Origin of the sequence: Kribbella sp. NPDC058693, assembly GCF_042715335.1 — a bacterium.
GTDB classification, from domain to species: Bacteria; Actinomycetota; Actinomycetes; order Propionibacteriales; family Kribbellaceae; genus Kribbella; species Kribbella jiaozuonensis.
In genome coordinates this window covers 796,281-811,924 of the sequence record NZ_JBHXSQ010000004.1, presented here as the reverse complement: position 1 = coordinate 811,924, position 15,644 = coordinate 796,281, and the positions used below count along the sequence as shown (strand labels likewise).

At 67.3% G+C, this 15,644-nt stretch carries 16 protein-coding genes; 5 read left to right on the top strand and 11 right to left on the bottom strand.

Annotation, left to right across the window (positions count from 1 at the left end):
• Nucleotides 1-8 precede the first annotated feature (8 nt).
• The 5 genes from ACFWUU_RS30260 to ACFWUU_RS30240 all read right to left on the bottom strand — a co-directional run bounded on the left by ACFWUU_RS30260 (nucleotide 9) and on the right by ACFWUU_RS30240 (nucleotide 3,560).
• Nucleotides 9-1,154: an RNA polymerase sigma factor gene (locus ACFWUU_RS30260; RefSeq protein ID WP_380180491.1), complete on the bottom strand. Its 1,146-nt coding sequence runs from the start codon at nucleotides 1,152-1,154 to the stop codon at nucleotides 9-11.
• Nucleotides 1,151-1,561: a YciI family protein gene (locus ACFWUU_RS30255; RefSeq protein WP_380180489.1), complete on the bottom strand. Its 411-nt coding sequence runs from the start codon at nucleotides 1,559-1,561 to the stop codon at nucleotides 1,151-1,153. Before ACFWUU_RS30255 ends, ACFWUU_RS30260 begins: the two co-directional genes overlap by 4 nt.
• A 15-nt stretch (nucleotides 1,562-1,576) precedes the next feature.
• Nucleotides 1,577-2,011 (bottom strand): VOC family protein, encoded by a 435-nt coding sequence (locus ACFWUU_RS30250; protein ID WP_380180481.1) that lies wholly within the window; start codon nucleotides 2,009-2,011, stop codon nucleotides 1,577-1,579.
• A gap of 92 nt (nucleotides 2,012-2,103) precedes the next feature.
• Complete coding sequence (locus ACFWUU_RS30245; protein WP_380180479.1) at nucleotides 2,104-2,769, bottom strand: response regulator; 666 nt, start codon at nucleotides 2,767-2,769, stop codon at nucleotides 2,104-2,106.
• Nucleotides 2,766-3,560, bottom strand: coding sequence for a sensor histidine kinase (locus tag ACFWUU_RS30240; RefSeq protein ID WP_380180468.1), 795 nt, complete (start codon nucleotides 3,558-3,560; stop codon nucleotides 2,766-2,768). The genes ACFWUU_RS30245 and ACFWUU_RS30240 overlap by 4 nt, the downstream gene beginning before the upstream one ends.
• Nucleotides 3,561-3,699: 139 nt before the next feature.
• Between ACFWUU_RS30240 and ACFWUU_RS30235 the strand changes: the two genes are divergently transcribed.
• From ACFWUU_RS30235 to ACFWUU_RS30215, 5 genes are read left to right on the top strand one after another with little or no spacing between them, the layout of a single operon-like run.
• The gene (locus tag ACFWUU_RS30235) at nucleotides 3,700-4,407 is read left to right on the top strand and encodes an ABC transporter ATP-binding protein (RefSeq protein WP_380180466.1); all 708 of its coding nucleotides are present in this window, start codon (nucleotides 3,700-3,702) and stop codon (nucleotides 4,405-4,407) included.
• The gene (locus ACFWUU_RS30230) at nucleotides 4,404-6,734 is read left to right on the top strand and encodes an FtsX-like permease family protein (protein WP_380180445.1); all 2,331 of its coding nucleotides are present in this window, start codon (nucleotides 4,404-4,406) and stop codon (nucleotides 6,732-6,734) included. The genes ACFWUU_RS30235 and ACFWUU_RS30230 overlap by 4 nt, the downstream gene beginning before the upstream one ends.
• A gap of 33 nt (nucleotides 6,735-6,767) precedes the next feature.
• A complete protein-coding gene (locus tag ACFWUU_RS30225) occupies nucleotides 6,768-7,520 on the top strand; it encodes a RibD family protein (RefSeq protein WP_380180443.1) in 753 nt (250 codons plus the stop codon).
• Entirely contained in the window at nucleotides 7,517-8,008 is a 492-nt protein-coding gene (locus tag ACFWUU_RS30220) for a nucleotidyltransferase domain-containing protein (protein WP_380180441.1), read from the top strand. Before ACFWUU_RS30225 ends, ACFWUU_RS30220 begins: the two co-directional genes overlap by 4 nt.
• A complete protein-coding gene (locus ACFWUU_RS30215) occupies nucleotides 7,986-8,735 on the top strand; it encodes a class I SAM-dependent methyltransferase (RefSeq protein ID WP_380180439.1) in 750 nt (249 codons plus the stop codon). Before ACFWUU_RS30220 ends, ACFWUU_RS30215 begins: the two co-directional genes overlap by 23 nt.
• Here the strand turns inward: ACFWUU_RS30215 and ACFWUU_RS30210 are convergent.
• From ACFWUU_RS30210 to ACFWUU_RS30185, 6 genes are all read right to left on the bottom strand, one after another.
• Nucleotides 8,711-9,520, bottom strand: a complete 810-nt coding sequence (locus ACFWUU_RS30210) for a class I SAM-dependent methyltransferase (protein ID WP_380180437.1) — start codon at nucleotides 9,518-9,520, stop codon at nucleotides 8,711-8,713. The genes ACFWUU_RS30215 and ACFWUU_RS30210 overlap by 25 nt on opposite strands.
• A 56-nt stretch (nucleotides 9,521-9,576) precedes the next feature.
• On the bottom strand, nucleotides 9,577-11,181 hold the full coding sequence (locus ACFWUU_RS30205) for a LuxR C-terminal-related transcriptional regulator (RefSeq protein WP_380180435.1): 1,605 nt from the start codon (nucleotides 11,179-11,181) through the stop codon (nucleotides 9,577-9,579).
• Between the two features lie 21 nt (nucleotides 11,182-11,202).
• Nucleotides 11,203-11,982, bottom strand: a complete 780-nt coding sequence (locus tag ACFWUU_RS30200) for a nitroreductase/quinone reductase family protein (protein WP_380181777.1) — start codon at nucleotides 11,980-11,982, stop codon at nucleotides 11,203-11,205.
• 463 nt (nucleotides 11,983-12,445) lie between these two features.
• Nucleotides 12,446-13,357: a carbohydrate ABC transporter permease gene (locus tag ACFWUU_RS30195; protein WP_137252051.1), complete on the bottom strand. Its 912-nt coding sequence runs from the start codon at nucleotides 13,355-13,357 to the stop codon at nucleotides 12,446-12,448.
• Nucleotides 13,350-14,288: a carbohydrate ABC transporter permease gene (locus ACFWUU_RS30190; protein WP_380180433.1), complete on the bottom strand. Its 939-nt coding sequence runs from the start codon at nucleotides 14,286-14,288 to the stop codon at nucleotides 13,350-13,352. The genes ACFWUU_RS30195 and ACFWUU_RS30190 overlap by 8 nt, the downstream gene beginning before the upstream one ends.
• Entirely contained in the window at nucleotides 14,285-15,559 is a 1,275-nt protein-coding gene (locus ACFWUU_RS30185; RefSeq protein WP_380180431.1) for an extracellular solute-binding protein, read from the bottom strand. The genes ACFWUU_RS30190 and ACFWUU_RS30185 overlap by 4 nt, the downstream gene beginning before the upstream one ends.
• Between the last annotated feature and the right edge of the window lie 85 nt (nucleotides 15,560-15,644).

Genomic DNA, 15,644 nt, shown 5'->3' with positions numbered 1-15,644 from the left:
ATCGGCCCTCAGTTGCGTAGTTGGGTGTTGAGGCGGGCGGCCTGGCGGGTCAGGTGGGTGCGTTCGGGGAGGTTGGGGGCTGCGCGGGCGGCTTCGGCGTACAGGCGGGCTGCGGTGGCTGGGTCGCCGGCCCGCTCGTGCAGGTAGGCCGAGGCTGCGGTGTAGCGGGGTAGGGCGGGGTCCAGGGCAGACAGAGCGGTCAGGCCGGCTTGGGGGCCGTCGGCTTCGCCTACTGCGACGGCTCGGTTGAGGCGGGCGACCGGGCTGTCGGTGAGGCGGACCAGTTCGTCGTACCACTCGACGATCTGGATCCAGTCGGTCTCCTCCGCCGTCTGGGCGTCGGCGTGGAGGGCGGCGATGGCGGCCTGGGCCTGGAACTCGCCCAGGCGGTCGCGGGCGAGGGCTGTCTGGAGTACGTCGACGCCCTCGGCGATCAGCTTGGTGTCCCAGAGGCTGCGGTCCTGCTCCGCGAGCGGTACGAGGGTGCCATCGGCGCGGGTCCGGGCCGGGCGCCTGGCGTGGTGGAGCAGCATGAGTGCGAGGAGGCCGGCGACCTCCTCGTGGTTCGTCCGGGCCGCCAACTGCCGGGTCAGTCGGATTGCCTCGGCGGCGAGGTCGACGTCGCCGGAGTACCCCTCGTTGAAGACCAGATAGAGCACGCGTACGACGGTGGCGACGTCGCCGGGCTGGTTGAACCGGACGCTCGAGACAGTCCGCTTGGCGCGGCTGATCCGTTGAGCCATCGTTGCCTCGGGCACCAAGTACGCCTGCGCGATCTGCCGCGTGGTCAGGCCGCCGACCGCGCGCAGCGTCAGCGCGACCGACGATGCCGGGGTCAAGGACGGGTGCGCACACAGGAAGTACAGCTGCAGCGTGTCGTCGAACGTCTCGCCCGGGCCGGGCGTCGGCTCGGCCTCGACACGCTCCTCGCGGTTCCGCCGCGAGTTCTCGGCGCGGGTGGCGTCGAGGAACTTGCGCCAGGCAACGGCCACCAGCCAGCCCTTGGGGTCCCGCGGCGGGTCGTCCGGCCACGCGCGTACGGCCTCGACCAGGGCGTCCTGTACGGCGTCCTCGGCCGGCGCGAAGGCGGCACCGCGCCGTACGAGGACGCCGATCACCGCGGGTACGAGGTCCCGCAGCAGTTGCTCGTTCACTCGGTGACCGTGGGCGGCTCGCCCCAGAACGGCCGGACCTCCAGCCACTCGTGCAGCGGCTTGCCACCGGGCCCTGGGGCCGCCGAGAGCTCGCTCGCAAGTTGTACGGCGCGGTCCCAGGACTCCACGTCGATGACGTACCACCCGGCGATCAGGTCCTTGGTCTCGGCGAACGGCCCGTCGGTCACGGGCGGCTGCCCCTCACCGCCGTACCGCACGAACGCGCCCTCGGGCGTCAACGCCTGCATGTCGACGAACTCGCCCGACTCCTCCAGCCGCGCGCCGAATTCGCTCATGAACTGGATGTGTGCGCTGACCTCCTCCGGCGTCCACTTGTCCATCGGCCCGGCGTCCACGACGGGGGTCGGACCGCCCTGGTAGTGCTTCAGCAGCAGGTACTTAGCCATCAGATTCTCCCTGTCTCAGTTGAGCTGTTCGGCCAGGCCGATGATGACGCCCCCGAGGGCGCGGACGTAGCAGAGCTTGTAGCTGTCGCCGTACTGCACGACCTCGGCGACGAGCTCGCCGCCGTGTTTGCGCAGGCGGGGCAGCAACTCGTCGATGTTCTCGACGCGGTACATCACGCGATGCATACCCAGGATGTGGTACGGCGCGTCCTCCGGTACGGCGGGACTCGCCACCGGCGTCAGGTACTGCGACAACTCGAGCCGCCCATGCCCGTCCGGCACCCGCATCATCGCGATCTCACAGCGGATCCCCTCGATCCCGACGGTCTTGTCCGCCCACGGCCCCTCGACCTGCGTCCTCCCCTCCACCTCCAACCCAAGCTCGGTGAAGAAGGCGACGGCAGCATCCATGTCCTCCACGACAATGCCGACGTTGTCCATCTGAATCATGACTGTGTCTCTCCTAGCTCTCGCGGCCTCTTACACACCCGGGACGGAGCCACCCCCGCGTTCTCGACATGCTCGCCGAAGGAAATTTGAAACTACTGTTCGTCACGGCTGCCTGGGGAGACGAGGCCGGTTTCGTAGGCGAGGACTACGGCTTGGGCTCGGTCGCGGAGGGTTAGTTTGGCGAAGATGCGGGCTACGTGGGTTTTGACGGTTGCCTCGCTGAGGGCCAGTTCTGTGGCCAGTTCGGCGTTGGAGAGGCCTTGGCCCATCAGGGTGAGGACCTCCAGTTCGCGTGGGGTCAGGCTGGTCAGGTCGCGGTGGATGGCGGGTTGGGAGACGGCTGGGACGGCGAAGCGCTCTACCAGGCGGCGGGTGATGGACGGAGACAGTAGGGCGTCTCCAGTAGTGACCAGGCGTACTGCGGCTGCCAGGTGCTCGGGCGTGACGTCCTTGAGCAGGAAGCCGCTGGCCCCGGCGGCGAGAGCGGCGTACACGTAGCGGTCGAGGTCAAAGGTCGTCAGGATCAGTACGCGGCAGTCGGTCTGGCCTACCAGGATCCGGCGGGTGGCCTCCAGGCCGTCCATGACGGGCATGCGGATGTCCATCAGCACGACGTCCGGCTGCAGGCGTCGTACGGCGTCAACCGCCTCGGCCCCGTCCGCTGCCTCGCCGACGACCTCGATGCCCCGGGCCTTGAGGATCATCTGGAAGCCGGTCCGCACCAGCGCCTGGTCGTCTGCGATCACCACTCGAGTCATGGACGCTCCAGCGGCAGCTTGGCGCGGACCCGGAAGCCGCCGCCCAGACGACGGCGCGCATCCAGGTCGCCGCCGTACACAGCCACCCGCTGCTTCAGCCCGAGCAGACCGCGTCCGTCGCCGCCGAGCGCAGGCGGACGACCGCCGGTCAGGATGCTGGGGCCGCTGTTGAGGATCTCCACCCGCAGAGCATGAGGCGCGTACCGGACTGTCACCTCAGCCTTGACGCCGTCGCCGTGCTTGAGCGCGTTCGTCAGCGCCTCCTGGATGATCCGGTACGCCGTCACGTCGAGCCCGGTCGGGAGCGGTCGAGGATCGCCCGAGACCCGCACCTCCACGGGCAGCCCAGCAAAGGCGATCCGGTCGATCAGCTCACTCAAACGGCTCAGAGTCGGCTGCGGCGACAAGGCCTCGTCGTCCTCACCTGACGCCTTCGGGGCGAGCAGTCCGAGCAGATGGCGCAGTTCCGCCATCGTGTCGCGACCTGCGGCTTCCACAGCGAGCAGAGCCGCCTCAGCCTGCTCCGGCTCGGCTGCCAGCACCTGTCGCGCCGCACCGGTCTGGATGACCATCACGCTGACGTTGTGACTCACGATGTCGTGCAGGTCGTGCGCTATCCGCGCCCGCTCCGCGTCGACTGCGTTCCGGGCGGCTGTCTCCCGTTCGCGCTCCAGCAGCCACCCGCGTTCCTCCAGCGCCCGCGTGTGGGCACGCCGCGCCCGGACGAGCGCGAACGCGAACAGACCGGCCAGCACAGCCAGTACCGCGACGAGCAGCCACAGGGTGATCACACCGTCCACTGTCCCAAAGCTGTTCACCAAAGCGCATCATCCGCCCGGCGCACGCCGTACATCTGCAGGATGACGGCCCGCGGAGATTACGTCGGCAGGGTGACGTCACCGGCGCCGGACCGGCCCTAGCGTGAGCAGCATGACGGAGGACCTAGGCAACGAACAGACGGTCGTGCGGCTCACCGACGTACGCAAGGAGTACGGCGAATCGGTCGCACTCGACGGAGTGTCGCTGGAGATCAACGCCGGCGAGGCAGTCGCGGTCATGGGACCGTCCGGCAGCGGCAAGTCGACACTGCTCAGCATGGTGGCCGGACTGGACCGGCCGACCTCGGGAGCCGTCGTAGTACACGGCGACGACCTGGGCTCGCTGAACGAGAAGGGGCTGGCGCTGTTCCGCCGCCGCCGGATCGGCATGATCTTTCAGTTCTTCAACCTGCTGGACGACCTGTCTGCTCTCGACAACGTCGCACTGGCCGCACAGCTCACCGGTACGTCGGCTCCGCACGCACGGAAGCGCGCACTCGAACTCTTCGAGGAGCTGGGCATCGGTGACCGCAGCAACACCTACCCGGCGCAGCTGAGTGGCGGCGAACGCCAGCGTGTCGCCGTGGCTCGCGCACTGATGAACCGTCCGGCGATCCTGCTCGCCGACGAACCCACTGGTGCGCTGGACACCCGTGCCGGCGAGCAGGTGATGGACCTCCTGCTGGACCTCAACCAGATCGGCCAGACGCTGTTGCTGGTGACGCATGACCAGCAGCTCGCGACGCGGTGCGCCAGCCGGGTCATCGACTTCGTCGACGGACAGATCGCTGGCGAGCGCAGTCTGGAGCGTACGTCGTGAGCGCCGTCTGGCCGGTGTCGCGCGCAGCGGTACGCCGACGTCGTGTGCAGACCGTGGTGATCGGTGTCGTCGTACTGCTGTCCACCACGATGATCGTGGTCGCACTGGGGTTGCTGGCCGCTTCGAGCGGTCCGTTCGACCAGGCGTACTCGCGGCAGAGCGGTGCACACCTGGCTGCGTCGTACGATCCGAGCAAGGTCAGCGACAGTCAGCTGACCAAGGCGGCGTCGGCTGCCAAGGCGTACGCCGGTCCGTTCGCGATGGCCACGCTGGACCTGGGTTCCAACGGGCAGTTCGGCGCACCGCAGTCACTGGTGACGGTCGGACGCGCCGACCCGGGCGGACCGGTCGACCGCCTCAACGTATGGAAGGGGCGCTGGGCGGACAAGCCTGGTGAGATCGTCCTCAACCTGAACCCCACTGCGTCCGAGGGGCGCGGAGCACCGACTGTGGGATCGACCATGGGCGTGGCAGGTCAGACGCTGACGATCGTCGGTTTCGCGTACAGCGTGAGTCAGTCGGCGGACGCCTGGGTCACGCCGGCGCAGATGACTTCGCTCAAGCCGACAGCGACGCAGATGCTGTACCGCTTCGCCCAGGCGGCGACCAACGAGCAGGTGTCTGCTGGTCAGACCGCAGTGACGTCCGGACTGCCGTCGGGCGCGTTGGTGGGCACACAGTCGTACCTCGGGCTGCGAGCACTCGCCACCGGTGAGCCGAACACATTCGTGCCGTTCTTGATGGTGTTCGGCTGGCTGGGGCTGGCGGTAGCGGTACTGATCGTGGCCAACGTGGTCAGCGGTGCTGTGGTCGCCGGGTTCAAGCACATCGGCGTACTGAAGGCACTGGGGTTCACACCGACGCAGGTCATGGCGGTCTACCTGACCATGATCTCCATCCCGGCGATCATCGGGTGCGCAGGCGGCACCGTACTCGGCACTGTGCTCGCAGAGTCCTTGCTGACAAGGGCTTTCGAGAACTATGGCGCCGATGGCATCGCTATGCCGATCTGGGTGGACGTGGTGGTCGTGATCGGCGTGCCGGTGCTGGTCGCGCTGTCTGCTCTGTTGCCTTCGCTGCGTGCGCGGAGTCTGTCGGCTGCTGAGGCGATCAGCGCGGGCAGTGCGCCGCGGGCCGGACGTGGGCTGCGGGTGCAGCGCTGGCTGAGCGGTACTCGATTGCCGCGGTCGGTGTCGCTTGGGCTGGGGCTCCCGTTCGCACGGCCTGCCCGTACGGCGTTGACGCTCGCGGCCGTCGTGCTCGGGGTGACCAGCGTGACGCTGGCGGTGGGGCTGGGGAAGTCGCTGACGGAGTACCAGACTGCGGCGAGTCGGGTGAATGCCGTGGACGTCTCGTTCTTCGCGCCTGCGCTGGATGGCGGGCCGGCGGTCAACGATCCGGATGCGCCACCAGCACCCAAGCTCGGCGATGCGGCGGACGAGGCACTGATTCGGTCAATCGCGGGCACGACGTCGGTGACGGCGAGTGCGAATGTGCCGATGCGGCTGGCTGGAACCAGTACTGACCTGCAGGTGTCCTTCTACCGCGGTGACTTCACCCAGCTCGGCTATCGGATGCTTGACGGGCGCTGGTTCGACGGTCCGGGGCAGGTGGTCGTCTCTGAGCGGTTCCTGCGGCAGCGTGGTCTGGCTGTCGGCGACACCATCACACTGCAGGCGCAGGGGAAGACGGTCCGGGCGCAGATCGTCGGGAAGGCGATGTACAACTCCGGTGACGAGGTGCTGTCGAACTGGCAGACGCTCGCGCTGGTCGCGCCGACCCTGCGCGCCTCGCTGTACGAGGTCAACGTCAAGCCCGGGACGGACCTGGATGCGTTCGTACAGGCCGTGCAGAAGGGCGATCCGGGTCTGCAGGAGACGTCGGGGCAGGAGTCGGGCGCGTTCGTACCGATCGCGGTGGCGACCGTCACACTCCTGACTCTGATGCTGGGGACGGTGGCCGCGCTCGGTGTCTTCAACACCGTCATACTCAACACCCGCGAACGCCGCCGTGACCTGGGCATGCTCAAGTCGATCGGCATGACGCCTTCGCAGGTCACCGTCATGGTCGTGACCTCGATGGCTGCGCTGGGGGCCGTCGGCGGCGTGCTGGGTATCCCGTTGGGCATCCTCGCGCATCGCCTCGTCGTACCGGCGATGGCCAACGGGGCTCAGGTCGAGCTCCCAGACTTCATGCTGCACGTGTACCCCTGGTCGCTCCTGGTCCTGCTGGTCCTCGCCGGGGTGCTGATCTCCTCCGCCGGCGCCTATTTCCCTGCGCGGTCAGCGGCCCACACGACGATCGCGAAGGTCCTGCACAACGAATGAAAACTGTCGGAACGCCTTGATAGGAAGGTGTTCATGGGCGAGAGACCGCGAGTGGTGGTATCAGTGACGGCCTCGGTCGACGGACGCGTAACCGTCGGCCGGGACCGTCTCCTGCTGACCGAGGAGGCCGGGCAGCTGTGGCGATCGTTGTGGCCGGAGGGGTTCACGACGGTGGATGGTGCGCGTACTGCGTTACTGGAGTCCCTCTACGCGCCGACGGCGATCCTCGAGGGCAGCGGGACGTTCGTCACCGTGGACAGCGGCCCGCTGGAGTTGCCCGAGGCAACCAGCTCGTACGACGACTTCCTGCCGGACGACGTGGTGAACAACCCGGCGCATCGCAAGTGGTTCACAGTTGTGGATGGTCGTGGGCGGGTCCTGTGGACGGAGAAGGGCGGGGAGGGAATTGACCTGTTGGTCATCACGTCCCGCTCGACGCCGACGACGTACCTCGCTTATCTGCGGCGGAAGAACATCCCGTACCTCGTCGCCGGCGAGGAGCGCGTGGATCTGGATCTCGCGTTACGGCGGATGCGCGAACGGCTCGGGGTGACCTGCGTCGTGTCTGAGGCCGGTGGCGGGCTGAACGGCGCATTGCTGCGGGCCGATCTGGTCGACGAGCTGCACCTGATTCTGTTCCCGGCCGCGATCGGAGGTGCGGGGGTGCCGACAGTGTTCGACGGCCCTGAGTTGGAGCCTGGCGCACTCCCGACGCAGCTGCGGCTGTTGTTCAGCAGTACCACATCCGACGGCGTGGTGAGCCTTCGCTATGAGGTGGCTCGATGATGACAGCGGAGCGAGTGCTGAAGGTGCTGGATGCCTTGGCCGGCTTGGATGTGTGGGTCGACGGCGGGTGGGGCGTGGACGCGCTGGTCGGCCGGCAGACGCGGACGCACGGCGATCTGGATCTCGGCGTGGCTCGGCCGGAGTTGGATCGCGTCGTGGAGGTGTTGGGTGGGCTCGGCTACGACATCACGGACGCGCGGTACGTGCAGGTCACCGTGCAACTGACTCATGCAGACGGGCATCGAGTGGATCTACACCCGAGTACGCCGATGCCGGGCGGAGGCACCGAACAACTCGACTTCGACGGAAACACCTACCTCATCCCACCCGCCGTCGACGGCTGGATCGGCGGACAACAGGTGCGATGCATGCCGGCCAGCGCGCAGCGGCGGTCGCATGAGGGGTACGAGTTCAGACCGCAGGATCTGCACGATATGCGGTTGCTGGATGAGATTGACTTGGAGCATGGACGAGGTGGTGGCTGGTAATCGGGTGGTGTGGGAGCAGGCTTCGACCAAGCACGTTCGGGAGTATGACGAGCTGCTCGAGGAGGCGCGGGGAGATGGGCTGCTGCTGACGCGTGAGCTTGAGTTGCTGGCGCCGGTGCTCGCTGCAGAACCCGTTGTTGTGCATCTGCAGAGTGGGCATGGGTTGGATGACATCGGGCTCATCAAAGCGGGCGCGCAACACGTCACTGGGATCGACTACAGCTCGGTGGCTGCGGGTGCGGCGCAGCGGCGGGCTCGGGAGCTGGGCTTGGCGTGTCACTACCTGGTGGCCGAGGTGCCCGGCGTACCTGTGCGTGATGCTTGTGCGGATCTCGTCTACACCGGCAAGGGCGCGTTGATCTGGATGCGGGACCTCGACGCGTGGGCGCGGGACATCGCGCGGGTACTGCGGCCCGGCGGCCACCTGTTCATGTTCGAAGCGCACCCGGCCGTGCCGTTGTGGACCTGGGACGAGGACGAGCCGCGGATCCGGCCGGACCGTAGCTACTTCGCCGAGTCGCACGTCAACGACACGTTCCCCGGCAACGGCGCCCGCGAATGGCAATGGAACCTCGGCCAGATCGTCACCGCGATCACCGCAGCCGGCCTGCATCTTGAAACCCTCGAGGAGTACGCCGAACCGTTCTGGCGACCGCAGGACGACACCAACGCCGCCGCCTGGTCCGGCCGCCTCCCGAACTCCTACGCATTGCTGGCCCGCCGCTGACCCCGAATCACCAAGTACTCAGCCGGCAGTACCAAACGACCAGATCCAGAACTGTTGTTCCGCTCGAAGAGCTCGATCAAGTCATCGCGAAGCGCAGGCCACCTAGAGCCGAGCGCGTCGCGAGCAAGCACCACCGGCCCGAACTGCGTCGCGTAGCAATCCACCGCCTCGACGATCGACGGGTGGCCGATCATCCCCAGCTCACGGCTGAACGACAGCTCGATCCCCTCGAACAGCGCCCGCACCGCGTCCTCGGATCCCCAGGCCAGCGGCGGATCGACGTACTCCGGGGCGGGCGGCAGATACCCACCGACCACGCGGAAGAACTCCCCGATCGTCCCTTCCGGCGTCCACGCGCACACGCCCAACCGGCCGCCCGGTCGCAGTACGCGAGCCATCTCCCTCGCGACGACCTGGTGCCGCGGCGCGAACATGCAGCCGAAGCTCGACAGCACCACATCGAAGCTCCCGTCCGGGAACGGTAACTCCTCGGCATCGCCTTCGACCCAATCGATCCCAAGCCCCGCCCCGCGCTCGCGAGCCTTCACCAGCATGGCCGGTGTCAGATCGAGCCCAGTGACCCGAGCACCGGACCGTGCCGCCGGAAGAGCCGCATTCCCCGTCCCGCAAGCCACGTCCAGCACGTCCTCACCAGACTGCACCGCCAACGCGTCCACCAACCGTTGACCGACCTCGTACAGCCCCTCCTCGCGCATCATCGCGTCGTAGTCCCCGGTGGCCCACGTCGTCCGGACAGACACCTTGTACTCCGCCAACCTCTCCATGCCATCCACAATCGACCAAACGAAACCCGAGCGCGTCACCCGAACAGGCCATCCCGCTAGAGCAAACCCAGCCCGGCGGCGCGCGAGACGGCCGCCGCCCGCGTCGAGCAGTCCAGCCGGGTGAAGATGTTCGCCACATGCCGATGCACCGTGTGCTCGCTGATCACCAGTTGCCCGGCGATCTCCCGATCCCCGAGTCCGTCGGCGATCAACCGCAGTACGTCGACCTGACGCGCACTCAGCACAGGCGGGCCGACCAGCCCGAGCGCCACCAGCAACTCGACCTGATCCTGGCGCGGCACGGGGATTGACGGGAGCGCAGTACGAGCCTCGCGGCGGGCGGCATCGGTCCGGCCGAGCGCCAACAGGCTGCGGGCAAACTCCAACCGGGCGTGCGCGGCTTCGAACGGAGCCAGTCCCTCATAAAGATCAACCGCCTCCTCAAGACACGCGCACGCCTCCTCATGCTCGCCGCGAGCCGCAGCGCAGATGCCCTCCGCGAACCGCGCCGCCGCCCGAAACGGCCGCGTCCGCAGCAAGTCCGCGATCGCGCAAAACTCAGCCAGATGAAGCTCAGCCGTCTCGCCCAACGCCACGTCGGCCCGAACCAGCAACTCGAGCGGCCAAGCCCGACTGACCGAACCAGCCGGGATCCGCCGCAACATCCGCTCCAGTACGTCGCGCGCAGCGGCCGCATCGCCCCGATCGAGACTCAGCTCCGCCAGCCCCCGCTTAGCCAGCGGATGCGACGGAACCTCGTTGAACAAGGCCTCCGCCTGCCCGACCTGCCCTTGCCGCCGGCGCAGCTCCCCAAGTCGCACGACGGCCTCAGCCCGCCAGTACGGGCGCTTCAAAGTGAGATCTTCATGCGCCTTGGTCAGCTCCCGCTCGGCCTCGATCCAGTCGCCGTGCCACCCGAGAATCGCCGCGTAGTGCGCCCGGCACACCCCGGTGACGAACCGCGCCTCCATCCGGCGGCTGAACTCCTGTACCTGCCGGCACCATTGCGCCCCACGCTCGTAGTCCCGGATCTCCTCGCACGCCGAGATCAACCGGCAACACGTCCACGCCGCCGGCGCCAGGTTCTCGTACTCCCCTGCGAGTGCCGCCGCCGTCGCCTCGTCCAGGCACCGCATCCCCTGCTCGACAGCGCCTTCCTCCACCAGCGCAAGACCTTCGGTGGCCAGACTGAACATCTCCAGATCGACCGCCCGATGCCGACGCCCGAGCTCCTGAGCCTGTACGGCGAGCTCGCGCGCCCGGCCCGTGTCGTGCCGACCGAGCGCAGCATGTGCCTCGAACACCCGGAGCCACCCGAGCTCCGGGCAAGGCTCCAGCTCCTCGAGCAGCCGAGCCGCCCGGTTGAACCAGCCCTCGGCGACCGCCCCGGCACCACGGAACTCGTTGTGATCGTCCCCGAGCCACAACGCCATCCTGGCCGCGGCGCGCGCGTCATCAGCCTTCCGGTACAACCGATACGCCCGCTCCCGCGCTTCCAGACAGGCCGGAACGTCCTCCAGCCACCACGTCGCCCAGCTCAGTCCTTCGAGCGCCTCGGGCGTCGTCGCGGTCTCGAGCGCCCGCTCGAATTGGCCGCGAGCGGCCGACCAGGCTCCGCGTGTCAACGCAGCCCGGCCGGCCGCCAGGAAGTCCTCGGTCATGTTCCGACCGTAGACCCGGCCTCAGAGGTAGGGCAGAAGCTCGGCCTCCTCGCGATCCAGATGCGCAGTGAGCTGAGCGATCAGCTCGTCGACCTGGGGCAGGATCTCCGCGCCCGGAGTCGCGGCCAACCGCTCCAGCTCCTCCAGCAGTACGGCGATGCTGTCGTGCTCGGTCTGCAGTACGGCGACCACGCCGGCCAGCTCCGGATGCTGCTCCACGAGCGCTGGGAACAGGCCGGTCGACTCGCCGGTGTGGTGATAGTGCAGGCCCTGACACGCTGTCAGACAGTTGATCCGCAGCTGTGCACCCAGCGTCCCGGACTTCGCGACCTCCGCCCGGATCAGCGAGAGCTCGCGCCGGAACGCTGCGTGGATGGTCTTCAAAGCCTCGGCAAACGAACTGCCGAAAGGTGGCGGACCAGGGCGCTGGACCAGGGCGACGACCGGGATGGTCCGGGTGGTCTTGGCCTGGTAGTCGCCCCATCCCGGATCGGCCTCGACGAGTCGCGCGAAGACCTCGTCGCGCTCGGCGCCCCGCAGTACGACTGCTGTGGCCGGATAGGTGAAGAGGCCGAGGTCGACGGTGACCTCGGGATCGGCGAGCAGGTTGTGGTACCAGGCCGGGTGTCTGGGGCTGCCGCCGGCCGAGCCGACGACGAGCACCCGGTCGCGGTCCGGGTAGTACCCCAGGATCGCGGTGCGCGGCTGCCCGGAGCGCGCGCCAGTTGTTGTCAGGAGCAACAACCTGGAGTTCTCGAAGGGACCGCCGACCTGGCCGGCGTTCGCCCGGAACTCGTCAATGAGCTGTGCGGTGAAATCGTTCAGGGTTCGCTTCTCTCTGGTGTCGTGAAAGGAAATACAGACGGGAGAGAAACGCCCGGTGGTGCCCGCGCCGCGCTCAGAACGCAGCCGGGACCCCAACTCGTGCATGGCTGGAAGCAGCCGACCCGGCAGTCACGCCACGATCGTACCCAGGCCGGCAGGTCGTCGGCCCGCACATGGCCGGATCCTTACCGAACGTCGTCGCGCGCATGCGAAACGTCGTACTTCGGGCGGAGTTCGGCAAATCATTTCGGGAACTAGCGAAAAAACCTCATGAATGCTGTAACGGCGGGCACACTGCGCCGATAAACCGGACGAGTGACCCAGTGGGGGGACTACGTGGGAAGCTCCGGTGTTTCTTCGGGACCACCGCATGTGGAGGGGGCCTCGCAGGTGCTCACCCGGGGCGGGGTGAGCACCTGTTCGAGGATCAGGGCTGGTTTCAGCCCTTGATCCCGACGTTCGCCATACCTTCGACGAAGCGTTTCTGGGCGAACACGAACAGTACGATCATCGGCAGCGTCGCCAGCGCCGTACCGGCCATCAGGTACGGCCACTGAATCTCGGCCGGGTTCTGGGAGAAGATCGCCAGCCCGAGCTGCAGCGGTCGCATCTCGTCCGAGGTGGTGATCATCAGCGGCCAGAGGAACCCGTTCCAGGCGGCCTCGATCTGGAAGACGGCGATCGTGATCAGGGCCGGCTTGATCAGCGGCGTCATGATCCGCAGGAAGATCCCGAACTCGCTGAGCCCGTCCACCCGGGCCGCCTGGGCCAGCTCGTCCGGCAGCGACACGTAGAACTGCCGGGCCAGGAACGTGAACAGCGGCGCCGCGCCGAGCGGGATGATCAGGCCCCACCACGAGTTCAGCCAGCCGATGCCGCCGTGGCCGAGGATGTTGTTGCCGCCGAACAGCGGGATCGACTTCACGATCATGAACAGCGGCACCAGGATGATCTGGAACGGCACCAGCAGCAGGATGATGAAGTAGTTCAGCAGCGACTTGCCACCCCGGATCGGCGCCTTGGCCAGCGCGTACCCGGCCATCGTGCAGACGACGAGCGTGAACGCGGTCTCGCCGACCGCGATGAACAGGCTGTTGCGGAAGTACCGCAGGAACGGTGCCGTGTTCATCGCCTCGACGAAGTTGTGCCAGCGCAGTTCCCCGGGCAGCCAGTTGAACTGCTGCACCTCGAGGTCGCTCTTGAACGAGGTCAGCAACATCCACAGGAACGGCGTGATCATCAGCAGCGCGCCGACGATGAGTACGACGTACAACGCGATCCGCCCCGGCCGGAACGACGACGGCCGGCGGCTCACGGTGGTGCCGGCCGAGGGCAACGCAGCGCTAGTCATTGGTGTCCGCCTTCTGGAGCAGGCGCCCGATTCCGATGAAGGCTGCGATCACGATCATCATGATCACGGTCTCCGCGGACGCGTAGCCGAGTTTCAGGTCCTGGAACGCGTTCTGGTAGATGTCGAGCACCAGCACGCGGGTGTCACTGCCGGGTCCGCCGCGCGTCATCACGTACACCAGGTCGAACACCTGGAAGGTGCCGACGATCGACGTGATCAGCACGAAGAACTGCACCGGGCCGAGCGACGGCCAGGTGACGTTGACGAAACGCTGCCAGCGGCTGGCGCCGTCCAGGTCGGCCGACTCGAGCAGGTCGCGGGAGACGCCCTGCAGCGCGGCCAGGTAGATGATGATCTTGGTACCGAGACCCTGCCAGATGCCGACCACCATCAGCGACGGCAGCGCGGTCGCCGGGTCGGCCAGCCAGCGGTTCGGGGCGAACCCGAACAGGCTGAGGAAGCCGTTGGCCAGGCCGGAGCCCGGGTTGTAGATCCACAGCCAGATGGTCGCGATGGCAACTGTCGCCGTCACCGTCGGGATGTAGAACGCGGTCCGGAAGAAGCCGAGGCCGCGGATCTTCTGGTTCAGCCCGACCGCGACCGCGAGGCTGATCGCCATCGAGAGCGGAATCACCACGATCGCGTACAGGACCGTGTGCCACAGCGAGGCCTGGAAGTCGACGTCGCGGGCGAGGTCCGCATAGTTGCCGAACCCGACCCAGGACCAGGTGTCACCGAAGCTGTAGTTGGTCAGGCTGAGGACCAGGACCGCGATCACCGGGATCACGATGAAGATGCCGGAGTGCAGCAGGGCCGGCGTGAGCAGGGCCCAACCGGTGCGCTTCTGGCCCTTGAGCAGCGTGCCGGTGTCCTTGGCCGTGGGGACCTTGCGCGAGGTGTCCAGTGCTGGACGTTCAAGAGTTGTGCTCATCGGGACTGTCCTGCCAGGTTGTGCAGCACCTTGGCGGGATCCTTCTGACCGAGGACCGCCTGGGTGAGCTGGATGTCGAAGTTGCCGCGCATCTCGAGCCAGTTGGACGGCACCTCGTTCTCGTTCGCGGCGTACTGCAGGCCGTTAGCGGTGAAGTTGCTCAACGGGTTCGACTGCGCCTGCGGCGAGCTGCCGGGGTCCTTGTAGGCGGGGATCTTCTTGTTCAGCTTGGCGATCGCGTCGAGCGTCGGCTTGTTGACCATGGTCTGGATGAAGGCCCAGGCCGCGTCCTTGTGCCGGCTGCGGGACCCGATCGAGGCCAGGTCGCCACCGACGTACTCGATCTCCTTGCCGCTGTTGAAGCGGAAGAACTCCAGGTCGTCGCAGTTCTTCTTGCCGATGCCCTTGTCCGAGCAGTCGACGGCGCCGTTGACGATCCCCATCGCGGCCTCACCAGTCAGCACCAGAGGTTGCTGGGCAGCGTTGGTCTGTCCGTACGGCTGGACGTTGTTGATCATCGACTTGATCCACAGCAGCGTGTCCAGGCCGGCCTTGTTGTCGAAGTTCGGTTCGCCGCCGACGTACAGCGGCGTACCGGTCGAGGCCAGGAACGTCGTGAACGACTGCCGGAAACCGGTCGCGGAGGCGAGGTCGAAACCGCTGCGGGTGATGTTCCCGTTCTTGTCCCGCTTGGTCAGCTTCTCGGCCGCGACCTTGATGTCGGCCAGCGATGTCGGCGGCTTGTTCGGGTCGAGGCCGGCCTCGATGAACGCGCTCTTGCGGAGCGCGACCGCCCGGGCGTCCGCGAGCAGCGGGTAGGCGTACAACTTCTTGTCGTACGTGACCGCCGGGATCAGCGCCGGGGTGCTCTTCTCTTTGATGAAGTCCGGCGTCACGCCGTACTTGCCCAGGTCCTCGAAGATGTTCTTCGACGCGAACGGCTGGACCCAGCCGACGCCGGTGACCATCACGTCGTACGGGATCCCGGCCGCGATCGAGGTGGCCAGCTTCTCGTTCAGGTTGTTGTACGTCGCGAAGTCCGGCTCGACCTTCATCTTCGGATAGGTCTTGTGGAACTCGTCGACGACGTTCTGGAACGCCTCCCGCCCCTTCGTACTGGGCGGGAACGACGGGATCAGCACCCGCAACGTCCCGGTCGCCTCGGCCGGCGGTACGCCGTCCGTACTCTTGTCGATCACCCCGCTGCCACAACCGCTGACCACCACGCTGAGCGCAGCCGCCAACACGGTCAGTCCCACACCTCGTCTCACAGGGGAACTCCTTCGCTGCCTGTTCCAGCCGGGGGCCCGCGACCCCTCAAGTGCAGCGAAAGTATGGGAAAGGGCTTTCCTCGTC